Raw genomic sequence first — 16,283 nt, 5'->3', positions numbered from 1 at the left:
GGCGGGCGTTAGCGTGGGCCATGAAGACCTCCGGGATGGTGATGACGGCAATCTCCACCACATCCGGAGGTCTTCCATTTGATCAAGCATCAGCTCCGGCGAGTCACCAACCTGATGGCCGAGTACATCTAGACCGCGGCGACCGCTTTCACGGGACGCGGGAGCGGGATGCCGCGCGTGGCCCACAGCTCCCGCATGCGGTCGGGGTAGTCGGTCACGATCGCGGCCACGCCCAGGTCGAGCAGCTCGGCCGCCTCGACGGGGTCGTTGACCGTCCAGACCACGACGGGCAGCCCGCGCCGGGCCGCGCCCGTCATCAGCTGCTTGTCGACGAGCACCCGGTCGGGTGACAGCACGGTCGCCCCGACGGCCTCGGCCGCGCCCGCGATGTCGACCTCGAAGTCGCGGATGTCGAAGCCCGCCATCCACACCGGGTCGATGGTCGCCGCCTCGACCAGCGCGTATCTGTTCGGTACGGAGTCACGCGCCGCCGCCAGGATCCGCCAGTCGAAGCTCAGGACGGCCGAGTTGTCGATCCGCCGGTGCCGCGCCAGTTCGTCCAAGACCAAATTCGTGAAGACCTTCGGGTCGGCCGACAGATCGGGCCGCGTCGGGTCTGACTTGAGCTCGACGTTCAGCCGCACGTGGTCGGCGCCGTAGGCGCTGACGAGCCCCAGCACCGCGCTCAGCGTGGGCATGCGGGTGTCGGGCCGGCCGACCTGGGTGCGCATGAACGGGTCGTTCTCGCGCACGGGGCGGCGCACCCCCACGTCGAGGGTGCGCAGCTGCGTCAGGGTGAGCTGGTTGATCGGCCGGCCGACCAGTTGCTCGGTGCCGGTGTCGCGGCTCGTCACCGCGGAGACGGTCAGGTCGTGACTCAGGACCAACTGGTGGTCTGCGGTCAGCACGACGTCGAACTCGATGGCGTCGACGCCGATCTCCAGCGCGTAGGCGAGACCGGGCAGGGTGTTCTCGGGCCGCAGGCCGCGGGCGCCCCGGTGCCCGTGCAACTCAACAGGTCGGTGCACAACCGCGAACCCTATAAGGCACGCCGACCGGTCCCCTGTATTGGGGCTCCGATCGGCGTGCCTCAACTCAGACCAGGGACCTGATCTGCAGCGTCTGGGTGCGGCCGGGGCCGACGCCGATCGCGGAGATCGGCGCGCCGGAGATGTCTTCCAGCGCCTTGACGTAGGCCTGCGCGTTGGGCGGCAGGTCGTCGAGGGTCTTGGCGGAGGTGATGTCCTCCTCCCAGCCCGGGAACTCCTCGTAGATCGGCTTCGCGTGGTGGAAGTCGGTCTGGGTCATCGGGATCTCGTCATGGCGCACGCCGTTGACGTCGTAGGCGACGCAGACCGGGATCTTCTCCAGGCCCGACAGCACGTCGAGCTTGGTGAGGAAGAAGTCGGTCACGCCGTTGATGCGCGCGGCGTAGCGGGAGATCACGGCGTCGTACCAGCCGCAGCGGCGGTTGCGGCCGGTGGTGGTGCCGTATTCGTGCCCGGTCTTGCGCAGCCACTCGCCGGTCTCGTCGAGCAGCTCGGTCGGGAAGGGGCCGGAACCCACTCGGGTCGTGTACGCCTTCACGATCCCGATCACCCGGTTGAGGCGGGTCGGCGGGATGCCCGAACCCGCGCACGCCCCGCCGCTCGTCGGCGACGACGAGGTCACGAACGGGTAGGTGCCGTGGTCGATGTCGAGCAGCGTGCCCTGGCCGCCCTCGAGCAGCACGAACTTGTCGTCGTCGAGCGCCTTGCTCAGGATGAGCGCGGTGTCGGCGATGTGGGGCCGCAGCCGCTCGGCGTAGCCGAGGTACTCCTCCAGGACCTTCGCCGGGTCGAGCCCGCGGCGGTTGTAGATCTTGGTGAGGATCTGGTTCTTCTCGTTGAGCGCGGCCTCGATCTTCTTCTGCAGGATGCCCGGGTCGAGCAGGTCCTGCACCCGGATGCCCATCCGGTAGATCTTGTCGCCGTACGCCGGCCCGATGCCCCGCCCGGTGGTGCCGATCTTGGCCTTGCCGAGGTAGCGCTCGGTGACCTTGTCGAGGGCCTTGTGGTGAGGCATGATCAAATGCGCGTTCGACGAGATCAGCAACCGTGAACAGTCGATGCCCCGCGCGGCCAGCCCGTCGATCTCGCCGAGCAGCACGCCCGGGTCGATGACGACGCCGTTTCCGATCACGGGTGTGACGTTGGGGGACAGCACTCCCGTGGGCAGCAGATGCAAGGCGTATTTCTGGTCGCCGATGACGACGGTGTGACCCGCGTTGTTGCCGCCCTGGTAACGGACGACGTAGTCGACGACGCCACCGAGGATGTCGGTGGCCTTCCCTTTGCCCTCATCGCCCCACTGGGCGCCCACGAGAACGACAGCCGGCATGGTCAATCTCCCGGAACAAAAACCAAAGCCCCTGACGCAAGCGACAGGGGCTCTTGCAAACCGAGACTACCTGAGCTGCCGGAAAAAGGGGATCTCCGGTCAGTTCGACAGCGCGTCGGCCGCCTCCGGTGAGGAGTCACGGAGGAACTGCTGGCAGCGTTCGGCCTCGTCCTTCTCACCGATCGCGTTGGCCGCGCGGGCCAGCGCGTTCAGGCAGCGCAGGAACCCCCGGTTGGGCTCGTGCTCCCACGGGATCGGCCCGTGGCCCTTCCACCCGGCGCGGCGCAGCTGGTCGAGGCCCCGGTGGTAGCCGGTGCGGGCGAAGGCGTACGACGTGATGGCGTGACCTGCCGCGAAGTAGTCGTCGGCCAGGGTGGCCCAGGCGGCGGAGTAGGTCGGGAAGCGGGCCGCGACGTCGGCCGCCTTGATCCCGCTCTCCATCATCTTGCGCGCCTCGGCGTTGTCGGGAAGCTGCGTGGGGGGCGGGCCGGCCAGCAGGTTCTCGTGCGTTTCCACAGCGGCTCCCGTTCTCGTGATCGGTCTTTGAACACTGTCTTACCAGTAGCGGCAAACCGTAATCATTTAGTCCTGCGTATGCCAAAGGCCCGAATCTTCGTCGATCCGGGCCTTCCAGGCATAGCACTTAGCTCAGCTTGGTGCCGGCCGACTTGAGGTGCTGGCAGGCCTCGACGATGCGCTTGGCCATGCCGGCCTCGGCCAGCTTGCCGTAGGCGCGCGGGTCGTAGGCCTTCTTGTTGCCGACCTCGCCGTCGACCTTCAGGACGCCGTCGTAGTTCTTGAAGAAGTGGTCGGCGACCGGGCGGGTGAAGGCGTACTGGGTGTCGGTGTCGATGTTCATCTTGATGACGCCGTACGAGATCGCCTCGTGGATCTCCTCGAGCAGCGAGCCCGAGCCGCCGTGGAAGACGAGGTCGAACGGCTTGTCCTTGCCGTACTTGTTGCCGACGGCGTCCTGGATGTCCTTCAGGACCGACGGGCGCAGCTTGACCGCGCCCGGCTTGTAGACGCCGTGGACGTTGCCGAAGGTGGCGGCGAGCATGTAGCGGCCGCGCTCGCCGAGGCCGACCGCCTCGGCGGTGGCGATGGCGTCTTCGGGCGTGGTGTACAGCTTGTCGTTGATCTCGTGGGAGACGCCGTCCTCCTCGCCGCCGACGACGCCGATCTCCATCTCCATGACGACGCGCGCCTCGGCGCACTTGTCGAGGAGCTCGGAGGCGATCTGGAGGTTCTCCTCCAGCGGCACGGCCGAGCCGTCCCACATGTGCGACTGGAACAGCGGCTCCTGGCCGCGGGCGACCCGCTCGCGCGAGATCTCGATCAGCGGGCGCATGAACCCGTCGAGCTTGTCAGCCGGGCAGTGGTCGGTGTGCAGCGCGATCGTCACGTTGTACTTCGCGGCGACCACGCGGGCGTACTCGGCAAGGGCGGTGGCACCGATGACCATGTCCTTGACCGTGGTGCCCGAGGCGAACTCGGCGCCGCCGGTCGAGACCTGGATGATGCCGTCGCTCTCCGCCTCGGCGAAGCCGCGCAGCGCAGCGTTCAGCGTCTGCGACGACGTCACGTTGATCGCCGGATAGGCGAACCCGCCGGCCTTGGCCCGGTCGAGCATCTCGGCGTAGACCTCTGGGGTTGCGATAGGCATCGAAAGTCAGCTCCAATGATGGGGATTGGTGTAGACCAGTATTCCGAAGCGTGCCCGGATGTGTGAAGCGCCGGGGTTGCCGCCATCTTCATCATGCCGGGGTACGCTCTTCTCGCGATGGACGTCACGAATCTTCTCAGCGCCGAATGGTGGATCGTCACCTTCGGGCTCATCGGCATTCTCACCATCATCTTCGCCGAGACCGGTCTCCTGATCGGCTTCTTCCTGCCCGGCGACTCGCTGCTGGTGGTCGCGGGGATGGGCGCGTCGGCCAAGGTGGCGTCGGCGGTCGGGCTCGACACGCCGTTCCCTCTGCCGGTGCTGCTGATCGGCGCGCCGATCTGCGCCATCGCGGGGGCGCAACTGGGCCACTACATCGGCGCCAAGGCGGGCCCCCGCCTGTTCGCCCGGCCCGACTCCCGCCTGTTCAAGCAGGAGTACGTCGAGAAGGCGCAGTACTACTTCGAGAAGTTCGGCCCCGAGAAGGCCGTCGTGCTGGCCCGGTTCATCCCGATCGTCCGGACCTTCCTGAACCCGGTCGCCGGCATGCTCGGCATGAAGCCGCGCCGCTTCCTCATCTGGAACATCGTGGGCGGCGTCCTGTGGACCGACGGCCTGCTGCTGTTCGGCTACTTCATCGGTGACCTGGTGCCCAACGTCGACCGCTACATCCTGCCCGGCGCCGCGGTGATCATCCTTCTCTCGGTGATCCCGATCGTCCGCGAGGTCATGAAGAACCGGAAGTCCGGCGCGTCTCCGATCACCCCGGCGGCCGAGCCCAAGGGCAAGCACCACCGCGAGACGGCCTGACCTTCGGCCGATAGCCGATCGTAATATCTTACTTTTTCGGACAGCTCGGGCTTGCCAACCGGTTACCGTCAGAAGAGTGGGACGACATAGGTCCGATCCGTTGGGGATCGCCCGGATCGTGCTCATCGTGCTCGCGGTAGGCGCACTGCTGTCGCTGATCGTGGTGGGCGTCGTAGGGCTGCTCACCGCCACCGACCCCATTCAGGCCCCTGACACCCCGGTTCCCCCGGCCGCCTCAGCCCAGGCCGCACGCACCGCCCCCGCCACACTCCAGATCACCTGTCAGGCCGACAACTGCCCCGTGTTCGTCCGGATCCCGGGCGGCGACGTGCTGATCAACGGGCAGCTCTCCAAGGGGGAGCAGGTCGCCTACTTCGACCTCAAGCTCGACGTCGTCCTCGACGACGCCTCACTCGTGAAGATCTGGGAGAACGGCAAACCGCGCCCCCCGGTCGATCCCGGGGAGCGCGCCGCCTTCACCGTCAGCCGAGGCCAAGGTCAGCCAAGCTGAACGCCGACCGATAGGGCACCCCGGCCGTCGCCAGGTTGTCGTCGCCACCCCGGTGGACGATCGTCGCGATGCCCACCACGATCGCCCCGGCCTCGTTCAACGCCTGTACGGCGGTCAGCACCGACCCCCCGGTCGTGGTGGTGTCCTCCACGGCCAGCACCCGGCGTCCGGCCACCTCAGGGCCCTCGATGCGGCGCTGGAGGCCGTGGGCCTTGCCCTCCTTGCGGACCACGAAGGCGTCGAGCCGCTCACCGCGCGCGGCGGCGGCGTGGACCATCGCGGTGGCCACCGGGTCGGCGCCCAGGGTCAGCCCGCCGACCGCGTCGAAGCCGAGATCGCCCGTCAGGTCGAGCATCACCCGGCCCACCAGCGGCGCCGCCGTGCCGTCGAGGGTGACGCGGCGCAGGTCGACGTAGTAGTCGGCCTCCTTGCCCGAGGAAAGGGTCACCCGGCCGTGCACGACGGCCTTGTTCTTGATCTCGTCCAGCAGAAGCTCTCGGTCAGTCATGACCCTCAGCGTATTGACCGTCCGCGCTGTGAATCCGCCCTGGGAACAAGTCAGTTTTTCTGACTCCCCTCAGTCGTGTTAGGAGACGCCCCGGACGCGGAATCATCAGGCGGTCAACCCCAGGTAATCGAGAGGTAACATTGAGTGTGCAAATCGGGCAAAGCGACGCGCAATTGCTCGACGCCCTCCGGGCCGGCGACTCCGCCGCCTACGGCGCCCTCTACGAACGCCACCGCCCCGCCGCCCGCGCCGTGGCGCGGCACCTGTCCCGCCACGGGTCCATCGACGACGCCGACGACATCGTCGCCGAGACCTTCACCCGCATCCTCGACCTGATCCGCCGGGGCGGCGGCCCGAGGGGGGAGTTCCGCCCCTACCTCCTCGCCGCCGTCCGCCGCGCCGTCTACGACCGCGCCGACCGCCGCGACGTCCCCACCCACGAGATCGAGCGGTACGCCCCCGGCGAGCCCTTCGTCGATCCGGCGCTGGCGCGCTGCGAGCGGGCCGACGTCGCGCGGGCCTTCCGGTCGCTGCCCGAACGCTGGCGGATGGTCCTGTGGCACACCGCCGTCGAAGACCATCAGGCGGCCGAGATCGCCCCGCTCATGGGGCTGACGGCCAACGGCGTGGCGGCCCTCGCCTACCGGGCCAGAAGGGGTCTGCGAGACGCGTACCTGCGCACGTGACAGGAGGCAATAAAGGGACAAACTGGTACGGTCGCGGAGGAGAGAATCGGCGGGATTCATCCGCGCGCCATCAGCCACCCGATTACCCTGAGATGGCCACGTTAAGGAAGGCGGTGTCGCGTGGATCGCTGCGCGCTTTTCGTCGACGCCGGCTACTTGCTGGCCGATGGCGCGATGGCCGTTCACGGGACCCGCCACCGTGAGGCCGTCACCTGGGACTATCCGGGCCTGCTCCAACTGCTGACCAACCTCGCCCGCGAGCGCACCGGCCTGCCGCTGCTGCGCTGCTACTGGTACGAGGCGACGGTCGAGGGCCGCCGCACCCCCGAACACGACGTGCTGGCCGACATCCCCGGCCTCAAGCTCCGCCTGGCCCGCATCCGGCCCGGCCGCCGTGAGGGCGTCGACGCGCAGGTCCACCGCGACCTGATGACCCTGGCCCGCAACAACGCCGTCTGCGACGCCGTCGTGGTCAGCGGCGACGAAGACCTGGCCCAGGTGGTCAGCGACGCGCAGGACCTCGGCATCCGGGTGACCGTGATCTCCATCGCCTCCGACGGCAGCTGGGCGGTGTCGCGCACGCTCCGGCAGGAGTGCGACGACCTGGTCGAGATGAGCGGCGGCCACCTGCGCCCGTTCGTGACCCTCTCGACCGGCGCCGAGGCCGCCCAGAACGGCACCCGCACCACCGGCGCCCTCCCGGCCCTGAACGGCGCCCAGGCGGCCCTGCCGCCCGCCGCTCCGGCGCCCGCGCCGCCTCCGCCGACCCAGGTGCCCCAGCCCCAACCCCAGCCCCAGCCCCAGTCGAAGGGCTCCCACGCGGCCCCGCCCCCGAGGCAGCCGACGCCGACCTACACCTACAACCCCGCCCCCGAGCCGCCTCCGCAGCCCGCCCCGCCGCCTCCCGCGCCCCCGCAGCCCCAATACCAGGGTTCCCACGGCAGCAGAGACGGCGGCTACCGCGAGAGCAACACGGGCAGCTTCCCCGCCGCCCAGCTCGGCCCCTACACGGGCCCCCAGGCCGCTCCGGTGGCCGCCCACAGCGGCGGCACGACCACGCTCGCCGAGGCGGTCAAGGCGGCCCACAAGGAAGGCCACGACTTCGGCGACTCGATAGCGCGCGACGCGCCCGCGCTCTGGCTGGAGGCAGTGCTGGCCCGTAAGCCGCGCATGCCCTCCGACCTAGAGGCCAGGCTCTTGCAGGGCTCGTCGCTCCCGATCGACTTCCTGCTCCACGACGAAGTCCGCCACGCCCTGCGAAGGGGCTTCTGGGACGCCCTGGAGCGGGCCCGCCGCTAGGTTCTGGAGCTCAGGCAGGTCGGAGGCTGTGGATCCAGACGACGGCCCCTCGTAGGTGGAGGCCCGCCAGGTAGCCGGCCGCTTGTCGTAGCGGTGGCCAGGCCTCGCCTTCGCTCGATCTGGTTGAGGCGGCGTTCAACGGTTCTGCGTGACGGGTAGGGGTCCCCGCATCGCTGCCACGTGCACCCGGAGCTGCTCGCCGGCCCGAATGCGCGGGTCGTCATGGGCAGGAGCCGCGCTTCTGCGCCTTGATCGTGGCCAGGCCCCAGTTTTCGACTTTGACGTAGACCGGAGTGCTGGAGGTCGAGCGGTTGTACGTCATCGTCCAAGCCTTGCCGGGGACCTCGAGAAGGACGCGGTAGCACCATCCGGCGTCGACGCGGAAAGCGTCCCAGTCCTGGCCGCTGGGTGTGCTGGCGAAGGTGGTGAGCCACATCGTCGGCGACGAGGCCACGCAGCCGGTGCTCGCGGTTCCGGTGGTGCCCGTCGAGCAGGTCCAGTGCTGGAAGGCGGTGATTCCCGTGGTGCTGTCGTTGACCACTCTCCCGCACACCACCGAGCAGTTGCCTCCCGCGTAGGCCGGTGACACCGGCACGAGGAAAGCGGCCGAGGCGGCCAGACCGGCGACCGCCGCCATTTTGCGTAACCTTTGAATGCGCATGTGGATTCTCCGCTCTGCGATCACGAAACCTGCCGTCGCAGAATCGCAAGCGCGCCCGGAGAGCGGCAACCTGGAAGGTTACAGGTTGTCAAACCGGCCGGCCAAGGCAAGAGTCCGCCCATGAGCACGTTGACGAAGCCACTTCCGACGCGTTCTCAGCCGACCGGCTCGAAGCGTCGAGGTTCAGCTCAGGGCGTCGAAGCCCGCTCTCAGGTTGGCGATGCGCTGGCTCAGGTCCGACAGGGGGCCGCTCAGCGGGGAGTCGCCGTTCTTGCGGGCGAGGTCGCGTACCCGGTCGAGTTCCTCTTCCACGGCCGTGAGGCGGCGGGCGAGTTCCGGCAGGACGGCGGGCTGGTCGCCGTTGCCGGGCAGTTCGGTGGCGAGGCGTTCGCGGAGCAGGGCGGCCTGCTCGGCCAGGCGGCGGTTCATGTTGTAGAGCTCGACGAAGACGGCCACCTTCGCCCGGAGCACCCACGGGTCGAAGGGCTTGGTCAGGTAGTCGACGGCGCCCGCCTGGTAGCCGCGGAAGGCGTAGTCGGGGGCGCTGTCGACGACCGTCAGGAAGATGATCGGGATGTTCCGCGTGCGTTCGCGGCGCTTGATGTGGGCGGCGGTCTCGAAGCCATCCATGCCGGGCATGCGGACGTCGAGGAGGATCAGCGCGAACTCGGTGCTGAGCAGGGCTTTGAGAGCCTCTTCCCCGGAGCGGGCGCGGACGGGGGTCAGGTCGAGAGAGCTGAGGATGGCCTCAAGTGCGATGAGGTTCTCCTCGCGGTCGTCGACCATGAGGATCTTCGCCCGGTCTGGCATCGATCACGCACCTTCAGTGGAATCCGTCGCATCCGAGTCTGCCCGACCAGAACTACCCGATACACGCCCTCGCATGAGCCAGCCGCGCAGGCGTTCGAGAAGACGGTCGACGTCGACCGGCTTGGGCACGTAGTCGGAGGCGCCCGACGCGATGCTCTTCTCGCGGTCGCCCCGCATGACCTTAGCGGTCAGGGCGATGATCGGGAGGTCGGCGAACTGGGGCATTCGCCGGATCGCGGACGTCGTGGCCCAACCGTCCATCTCGGGCATCATGATGTCCATCAAGACCAGGGCGACGTCCTCGTTGCGTTCGAGCTGCTCGATGCCCTCGCGGCCGTTCTCGCCGTAGACCACCGTCGTGCCGTGGCGTTCCAGGACGCTCGTCAGCGCGAACACGTTACGGATGTCGTCGTCGACGATGAGGATCTTCGCGCCGGTCAGCGGGTCGTCGCCGACCCAGTCGCGGCCGTTCACGTCCTCCGCCGGACGCGCCGGCGGCAGGCCCGCCGGGAGCGGGAGCTCCGGAAGCACCTCGTCGGTGGTCACCTGGAGGGTCTGCTCGGGGCGTTCGACCCCGGCCAGTGACGTCGCCGCGCCGCCGTCGCGGGCCGACAGCGGGCCCGCGTAGGTGGTGGGCAGGTACAGCGTGAAGGCGCTGCCGTGGCCGGGTTCGCTGTCGACGTGGATCTCGCCGCCGAGCAGGCGGGCGATGTCACGGCAGATCGACAGGCCGAGGCCGGTGCCGCCGTACTTGCGGCTGGTGGTGCCGTCGGCCTGCCGGAACGCCTCGAAGATCACGTCGAGCTTGTCGGGCGCGATGCCGATGCCGGTGTCGACGACCGAGAAGGCCAGGATGTTGTCGCTGGTCTGCAGGGTCTCGTCGACGAAGGCGACGTCGCCGGCCGGGCGGACCCGCAGCCTGACCTCGCCGCGCGGGGTGAACTTGACCGCGTTGGAGAGCAGGTTGCGCAGCACCTGCTGGAGGCGCTGCTCGTCGGTGCGCATCTCGGTCGGCACCGCCTCGTCGACGTCGATCGCGAACGACAGGCCCTTGTCCTGGGCCAGCGGGGCGAAGGCGGCGTCGACGTAGTCGTAGAGCTTCGGAAGCGACAGCTCGGCCGGGTGGATGTCCATCCGGCCGGCCTCGACCTTCGACAGGTCGAGGATGTCGTTGATCAGCTGGAGCAGGGCCGAACCGGCGCCGTGAATGGTCTTGGCGAACTCGACCTGCTGGTCGGTGAGGTTGCCCTCGGAGTTCTCGGTCAGCAGCTTGGCCAGCACGAGCAGGCTGTTCAGCGGCGTGCGCAGCTCGTGGGACATGTTGGCCAGGAACTCGCTCTTGTAGCGGCTGGAGACCGCGAGCTGCTCGGCGCGCTCCTCCAGCGTCCGGCGGGCCTGCTCGATCTGGAAGTTCTGGATCTCGATCGCGCGGTTCTGCTTGGCCAGCAGCGCGGCCTTGTCTTCGAGCTCGGCGTTGGAGCGCCGCAGCTCCTCCTGCTGCCGCTGCAGCTCGTCGGACCGCTCCTGGAGCTCGGTCGCGAGCCGCTGGCTCTCCTTCAGCAGATCTTCGGTACGGGAGTTCGCGATGATCGTGTTGATCGTGACCCCGATCGACTCCACGAGCTGGGTCAGCAGGTCGAGGTGCACGTCGGAGAACTTGGCGAACGAGGCCATCTCGAGCACGCCCAGCACGTGGCTCTCGAACAGGATCGGCACCACCACGATCTGGGCCGGGCGCGAGGAGGTCAGCGCCGTGTCGATCGTGAACGAGTTGGGCGGCACCTGGTGGATGATGATCTGCTTGGCCTCCAGGGCGGCCTGCCCGACGATGCCCTCGCCCAGGGCGAACCGCTGCCGGGGGCTGCGGCCGGGCTGGATGCCGTAGCCGGCGATGAGCGTCAGCTCGCCGTCGACGACCAGGTAACAGGCGCCGTAGCTGGCCGACACGAGCGGCGTCAGCTCGCTCATGATCAGCCGGGCGACCTCGATCATGTCGCGGTGGCCCTGCATCAGGCGGGAGATCCGGGCCAGGTTCGACTTCAGCCAGTCTTGCTGCTGGTTGGCGTTGGTGGTGTCGCGCAGGTTGGACACCATCGTGTTGATGTTGTCTTTCAGCTGCGCCAGCTCGCCCGGCGCCTCGACGGTGATCGACCGGGTCAGGTCGCCGCGGGCGACCGCGCTGGTCACCTCGGCGATGGCGCGCACCTGCGTGGTCAGGTTCCCGGCCAGCTCGTTGACGTTCTCGGTGAGGCGCTTCCAGGAGCCCTCGACGCCCTCGACGCGGGCCTGACCGCCCAGCTGGCCCTCGGAGCCCACCTCGCGGGCGACTCGGGTCACCTCGGAGGCGAACGACGACAGCTGGTCGACCATCGTGTTGATCGTGGTCTTCATGACGAGCATCTCGCCCTGGGCGTCGACGTCGATCTTGCGGGTCAGGTCGCCGCCCGCGACCGCCGTGGTGACCTCGCCGATGTTGCGGACCTGGTAGGTCAGGTTGGTCGCCATCGAGTTGATGTTGTCGGTGAGGTCCTTCCAGACCCCCGACACGCCGGGCACGCGGGCCTGCCCGCCCAGCTTGCCCTCGGTGCCCACCTCGCGGCCGACGCGGGTGACCTCGTCGGCGAACGACGAGAGCTGGTCGACCATCGTGTTCATCGTGTCCTTGAGCTCCAGGATCTCGCCCTGGGCGTCCACGGTGATCTTCTTGGTCAGGTTGCCCTGGGCGACGGCGGTGGAGACGGCGGCGATCTGGCGGACCTGGCTGGTCAGGTTGTTGGCCATGAAGTTGACGTTGTCGGTGAGGTCCTTCCAGACCCCCGACACGCCGCGCACCTGGGCCTGACCGCCCAACCGGCCTTCGGTGCCGACCTCGCGGGCCACACGTGTCACTTCCGCCGCGAACGACGAGAGCTGGTCGACCATCGTGTTCATGGTCGACTTGAGTTCCAGGATCTCGCCCTGGGCGTCGACGTCGATCTTGCGGGTCAGGTCGCCGCCCGCGACGGCGGTGGTGACCTGGGCGATGTTGCGGACCTGGTAGGTCAGGTTCTTGGCCATCGAGTTGACGTTGTCGGTGAGGTCCTTCCAGACGCCCGACACGCCCTTCACCTCGGCGCGGCCGCCCAACCGGCCCTCGGTGCCGACCTCGCGGGCGACTCGCGTCACCTCGTCGGCGAAGCCCGAGAGCTGGTCGACCATCGTGTTGAGGGTCTCCTTCAGCTCCAGGATCTCGCCCTGGGCGTCCACGGTGATCTTCTTGGTCAGGTTGCCCTGGGCGACGGCGGTGGAGACGGCGGCGATCTGGCGGACCTGGCTGGTCAGGTTGTTGGCCATGAAGTTGACGTTGTCGGTGAGGTCCTTCCAGACCCCCGACACCCCGCGCACCTGTGCCTGGCCGCCGAGCTTGCCCTCGGTGCCGACCTCGCGGGCGACTCGGGTCACCTCTTCGGCGAAGGCGGAAAGTTGGTCCACCATCGTGTTGACAGTGATCTTGAGCTCGAACATCTCGCCGACGGCGTCGACGGTCACCTTGCGTGACAGGTCGCCGTTGGCGACGGCCGTGGTGACCTCACCGATGTCGCGCACCTGTGCGGAGACGCGGCTGGACATCGTGTTCACGGCCTCGGTCAGGTCGCGCCAGCTGCCGGACATGCCGCGCAGGTTGGCCCGGCCGCCGAGCTTGCCCTCGGTGCCGACCTCGCGGGCCACCCGGGTCACCTCGCCGGTGAACAGGGCGAGCTGGTCGACCATGCCGTTGATGGCCTTGCCGAGGCGGCGTACCTCGCCTCTGGCGGCGCGGTCGAGGTCGATGCGCTGCGACAGGTCGCCCTTGGCCACGGCGTCGATCACGTCGGCGGCGCCGGTCACCGGCGTGACCAGGGCGTCGATCAGGCCGTTGACCGACTCGACGCTCTCGGCCCACGAGCCCACACCGGGCCCGGGGGTCAGGCGTTCGCCGAAGCGGCCCTCCTTGATCACCTCGCGGCGGACCCGGGCGAGCTCGTTGGCCAGGTGTTCCCGGCGGTCGGCCACCTCGTTCAGCAGCAACCGGATCTCGCTCAGGATGCCGGGCGGGGCGTGCGGGACTCTCCGGCGGAAGTCTCCGTCTCGCCACACGGTCAGCGTGTCCAGGAGCGGCTTCAGATCAGACTCGGTGTAGCTGCGTTCGGTCCGGGCCGGTTCGACGTCCGCACGCGTCATGGGGCCTCCTTACGTGTACGCCCAGTCTGTCACGTTCCGTGGTAGCTCCACCGGCCGTTGATTGACCACGCGTCAGAGCGAATTGTGGTAAGCACGAGTGCAGTGGCGAATTCTCCACGTGCTGTTCTCGCGGCGTCTTTCACGACCGGCGAGACGGCCGTTCCGGCGGCGAAGCGGTTCACCCAGGAGGTGATGACCGCGTGGGCCGCCATGCCCGTAGGCGCTGAAGCCGAGCGGCTCACCCGGGCGCTCGTCGAAGGGGTCTCCGGCGAATCGTTCGAGGTGAGATGGCTCCACCAAGGCGACTCTATCCAGCTTGAGGTCATCGAGCGCGGTCATGACTACGGTCCGCCGCTCGACGCGGCCGACTGGGGGGTCTCGTTCTCCGGCAACTCCCGGGTCCGCTGGGCGCGGCTCGACCTGCCGGGAGGTGGCGGCGTACCGGAGGAAGAGGCCTGGACCGAGCCCACGCCCAGCCCCGGCTGGCTGGGGTTCCTGGCCGACGCGAGCGATCTGCTCGCCGGCACGCTCGACCCCGGCATGGTGCCGGCGATCATCGCCCAGATCGTGGTGCCCCGGCTGGCCTCCTGGTGCGCGGTCTACACGGCCGACCAGGGCACCGGGCCGCTGCGGCTCGACTACCTCTGGCACGCCGACGAGGCCCAGAGCGACGCCCTGCGGGCGCGGCTGACCGACGTGGTGCTGCCGTCGGCCGACGGGCCCGCCGTGCTCAACATCGACGGCACACAGGCCCTCGGGTTCCCGCTGACCGCGCGCGGGCGGCGGCTGGGCGTCATGTGCCTGGGCCGTCGCGACCGGTTCCCCGACGAGAGCCTCCAACTCGCCGAAGACCTGGCCCGCCGGGCCGCGCTCGCGCTCGACAACGCGCGCCTCTACGCCCAGCAGGCGGCGGCCAACCGGGCGCTGCAGCGGAGCCTGCTGCCGCCCGAGGAGCCTCGCACGCCCGGCCTCGACTCCTATGTGATCTACGAACCGGCGGGCGAGACCAACGAGGTCGGCGGCGACTTCTACGACCTGTTCCCGATCGGCGACGGCGTCTGGCGGTTCGCCATCGGCGACGTCTGCGGCACCGGCCCCTCCGCCGCCGCCGTCACCGGCCTGGCCCGGCACACCATCCGGCTGCTGGCCCGCGAGGGCTACGGCGTCGCGGCCGTGGTCGGGCGGCTGAACCAGGCGATCCTCGAAGAGGGCGAGCGGGCCCGCTTCCTGACCCTGCTGCACGGTGAGATCACCATCGCCGCCGACGGGCTCGACATGCGGCTGGTCTCGGCCGGGCACCCCGAGGCGCTGCGGCTGCGGCCGAGCGGGGTCGTCGACGTCGTGGGCTCGCCGCAGTCGCTGCTGGGCGTCTTCCCCGAGGCCGAGTTCGAGGCCGACTCGATCCACCTGGAGCCGGGAGACGTGCTCCTGGGCGTGACCGACGGGGTGACCGAGCGGCGGCAGGGGTCGCGGCTCCTCGACGACGAGAGCGGGCTGGCCAAGCTGCTCGCCGAGTGCGTCGACCTGTCAGCCCGCGCGGTCGCCGAGCGGATCAGGCGCGCCGTCCAGGACTTCGCCCCCGAGCCCAGCGCCGACGACCTGGCCATCCTCGTGCTCCGGGCGCCGGTCGAGCCGCTCTAGCAGCATCACGCCCAGGCCCACGACGGCCAGGGCCGCCCCGACCAGAGCCGACGACATCCAGCCCCAGCCCGCCGCGATGGCCAGGCCGCCCAGATAGACCCCGCCCGCGTTGGCGAGGTTGAAGGCCGAGTGGTTCGACGCAGCGGCCAGGGTGGGGGCGTCGTTCGCGTACCGGATGACCATGGTCTGCAGCGGCGCGGTCATCAGGAAGCCGATGGCGAGGATCGGCACGATCATGACCGGGTTCGGCCAGAGGTAGAAGACCACCAGCACCCCCGCCAGCCCCGCGAGGCTCCCATAGGCGGTCGGGCGGGCGGCCAGGTCGGTCAGCGGCCCGGCGGCGGCCACGCCGACGGTCATGCCGACGCCGGCCAGCGCCAGGATCCACAGGACCGCGCTCTCGGGCAGGCCCATGACCTCGGTGGTGATCGACGCCAGGTAGGCGTAGGCGGCGAAGACCCCGCCGAAACCGAAGATCGCGGTGCCGAGGAACAGCAGCACCCTCCGGTTCCGGAAGGCCCGCAGCTCACGCCTGAGGCTCTGGTGCGGTTCCGGCGGCGTGTACGGAATCAGCAGCACCAGCGCGACCAGCGCGAGCACCCCGATGGCGGTGACCACGAGGAAGGTGGCCCGCCAGCCGAGATGTTGCCCGAGCAGCGTCGCGCCGGGCACGCCGACGATGTTGGCCAGCGTCAGGCCGAGCAGGATGCTCGCCACCGCCCGGCCTTCGCGCCCCTTCCTGGCCAGCCGCGCGGCCACGACCGAGGCCACGCCGAAGAACGCGCCGTGCGGCAGCCCGGCGACGAACCGCCCGGCGGTCAGCCACCAGAAGCCCGGCGCGAGCGCCGAGAGCAGGTTGCCCACCACGAAGAAGGCCATCAGGGCCACGAGCAGGCGCTTGCGCGACATCCGCACGCCCGCTGCCGCGAGCAGGGGCGCGCCCACCACGACGCCGATGGCGTAGGCGGCGACGAGGTTGCCGGCGACCGGCACCGAGGTGTCGAGGTCGGCCGCGACGACGGGCAGCAGGCCCATGATCACGAACTCGGAGACCCCGATTCCGAAGGAACTGACCGCCAAAGCCAGCAGAGCGACGCGCATGCGCGGAACAG

Annotated in this window: 14 protein-coding genes; 5 read left to right on the top strand and 9 right to left on the bottom strand. The window is 69.3% G+C overall.

Going from position 1 to position 16,283, the window contains the following annotated elements; all coding sequences use genetic code 11:
• Positions 1–128: 128 nt before the first annotated feature.
• From FDA94_RS08575 to fbaA, 4 genes are all read right to left on the bottom strand, one after another.
• The gene (locus tag FDA94_RS08575) at positions 129–1,028 is read right to left on the bottom strand and encodes a glycerophosphodiester phosphodiesterase family protein (RefSeq protein ID WP_137246479.1); all 900 of its coding nucleotides are present in this window, start codon (positions 1,026–1,028) and stop codon (positions 129–131) included.
• A gap of 67 nt (positions 1,029–1,095) precedes the next feature.
• Positions 1,096–2,379 (bottom strand): adenylosuccinate synthase, encoded by a 1,284-nt coding sequence (locus FDA94_RS08570; protein ID WP_137246478.1) that lies wholly within the window; start codon positions 2,377–2,379, stop codon positions 1,096–1,098.
• A 99-nt stretch (positions 2,380–2,478) separates the two neighbouring features.
• Positions 2,479–2,895, bottom strand: a complete 417-nt coding sequence (locus FDA94_RS08565; protein ID WP_137246477.1) for a DUF3151 domain-containing protein — start codon at positions 2,893–2,895, stop codon at positions 2,479–2,481.
• Positions 2,896–3,022: 127 nt separating this feature from the next.
• A complete protein-coding gene (fbaA, locus tag FDA94_RS08560) occupies positions 3,023–4,045 on the bottom strand; it encodes a class II fructose-bisphosphate aldolase (protein ID WP_137246476.1) in 1,023 nt (340 codons plus the stop codon).
• Positions 4,046–4,162: 117 nt separating this feature from the next.
• Here fbaA and FDA94_RS08555 point away from each other — a divergent pair, with 117 nt between their 5' ends.
• Both FDA94_RS08555 and FDA94_RS08550 read left to right on the top strand, forming a co-directional pair.
• Entirely contained in the window at positions 4,163–4,855 is a 693-nt protein-coding gene (locus FDA94_RS08555) for a DedA family protein (protein ID WP_137246475.1), read from the top strand.
• Between the two features lie 76 nt (positions 4,856–4,931).
• Entirely contained in the window at positions 4,932–5,366 is a 435-nt protein-coding gene (locus FDA94_RS08550) for a hypothetical protein (protein ID WP_137246474.1), read from the top strand.
• Here FDA94_RS08550 and pyrE read toward each other — a convergent pair.
• Entirely contained in the window at positions 5,338–5,874 is a 537-nt protein-coding gene (gene pyrE / locus FDA94_RS08545; protein WP_137246473.1) for an orotate phosphoribosyltransferase, read from the bottom strand. The genes FDA94_RS08550 and pyrE overlap by 29 nt on opposite strands.
• A 146-nt stretch (positions 5,875–6,020) precedes the next feature.
• Here pyrE and FDA94_RS08540 point away from each other — a divergent pair, with 146 nt between their 5' ends.
• Together FDA94_RS08540 and FDA94_RS08535 are read left to right on the top strand one after the other, a co-directional pair.
• Positions 6,021–6,560, top strand: a complete 540-nt coding sequence (locus FDA94_RS08540; protein WP_170990838.1) for an RNA polymerase sigma factor — start codon at positions 6,021–6,023, stop codon at positions 6,558–6,560.
• A 120-nt stretch (positions 6,561–6,680) separates the two neighbouring features.
• Complete coding sequence (locus tag FDA94_RS08535; RefSeq protein ID WP_137246471.1) at positions 6,681–7,859, top strand: NYN domain-containing protein; 1,179 nt, start codon at positions 6,681–6,683, stop codon at positions 7,857–7,859.
• 220 nt (positions 7,860–8,079) lie between these two features.
• Here FDA94_RS08535 and FDA94_RS08530 read toward each other — a convergent pair whose 3' ends face one another.
• The 3 genes from FDA94_RS08530 to FDA94_RS08520 form a co-directional block, all read right to left on the bottom strand.
• On the bottom strand, positions 8,080–8,496 hold the full coding sequence (locus tag FDA94_RS08530; RefSeq protein ID WP_137246470.1) for a hypothetical protein: 417 nt from the start codon (positions 8,494–8,496) through the stop codon (positions 8,080–8,082).
• 207 nt (positions 8,497–8,703) lie between these two features.
• The gene (locus tag FDA94_RS08525; RefSeq protein ID WP_137246469.1) at positions 8,704–9,330 is read right to left on the bottom strand and encodes a response regulator; all 627 of its coding nucleotides are present in this window, start codon (positions 9,328–9,330) and stop codon (positions 8,704–8,706) included.
• Positions 9,331–9,333: 3 nt separating this feature from the next.
• Positions 9,334–13,530 (bottom strand): HAMP domain-containing protein, encoded by a 4,197-nt coding sequence (locus FDA94_RS08520; RefSeq protein ID WP_170990837.1) that lies wholly within the window; start codon positions 13,528–13,530, stop codon positions 9,334–9,336.
• Positions 13,531–13,722: 192 nt separating this feature from the next.
• On the opposite strand from FDA94_RS08520, the gene FDA94_RS08515 reads away from it, so the two are divergent.
• Positions 13,723–15,171, top strand: coding sequence for a PP2C family protein-serine/threonine phosphatase (locus FDA94_RS08515; protein ID WP_137246468.1), 1,449 nt, complete (start codon positions 13,723–13,725; stop codon positions 15,169–15,171).
• Here FDA94_RS08515 and FDA94_RS08510 read toward each other — a convergent pair.
• The gene (locus FDA94_RS08510) at positions 15,058–16,272 is read right to left on the bottom strand and encodes an MFS transporter (protein WP_137246467.1); all 1,215 of its coding nucleotides are present in this window, start codon (positions 16,270–16,272) and stop codon (positions 15,058–15,060) included. The two genes, FDA94_RS08515 and FDA94_RS08510, sit on opposite strands and share 114 nt — an antisense overlap.
• Between the last annotated feature and the right edge of the window lie 11 nt (positions 16,273–16,283).

Source organism: Herbidospora galbida, assembly GCF_005233835.1.
Taxonomy (GTDB): Bacteria; Actinomycetota; Actinomycetes; order Streptosporangiales; family Streptosporangiaceae; genus Herbidospora; species Herbidospora galbida.
Note: the sequence above shows the minus strand (reverse complement) of the source record. Positions and strands in the feature narration are given on the sequence as shown.

Excerpts from the sequence above, each read along its gene's own strand:
- FDA94_RS08570 (WP_137246478.1), bottom strand. The coding sequence starts at position 2,379 with ATGCCGGCTGTCGTTCTCGTGGGCGCCCAGTGGGGCGATGAGGGCAAA.
- fbaA (WP_137246476.1), bottom strand. The coding sequence starts at position 4,045 with ATGCCTATCGCAACCCCAGAGGTCTACGCCGAGATGCTCGACCGGGCC.
- FDA94_RS08555 (WP_137246475.1), top strand. The coding sequence starts at position 4,163 with ATGGACGTCACGAATCTTCTCAGCGCCGAATGGTGGATCGTCACCTTC.
- pyrE (WP_137246473.1), bottom strand. The coding sequence starts at position 5,874 with ATGACTGACCGAGAGCTTCTGCTGGACGAGATCAAGAACAAGGCCGTC.
- FDA94_RS08530 (WP_137246470.1), bottom strand. The coding sequence starts at position 8,496 with ATGGCGGCGGTCGCCGGTCTGGCCGCCTCGGCCGCTTTCCTCGTGCCG.
- FDA94_RS08525 (WP_137246469.1), bottom strand. The coding sequence starts at position 9,330 with ATGCCAGACCGGGCGAAGATCCTCATGGTCGACGACCGCGAGGAGAAC.
- FDA94_RS08520 (WP_170990837.1), bottom strand. The coding sequence starts at position 13,530 with ATGACGCGTGCGGACGTCGAACCGGCCCGGACCGAACGCAGCTACACC.
- FDA94_RS08515 (WP_137246468.1), top strand. The coding sequence starts at position 13,723 with ATGACCGCGTGGGCCGCCATGCCCGTAGGCGCTGAAGCCGAGCGGCTC.
- FDA94_RS08510 (WP_137246467.1), bottom strand. The coding sequence starts at position 16,272 with ATGCGCGTCGCTCTGCTGGCTTTGGCGGTCAGTTCCTTCGGAATCGGG.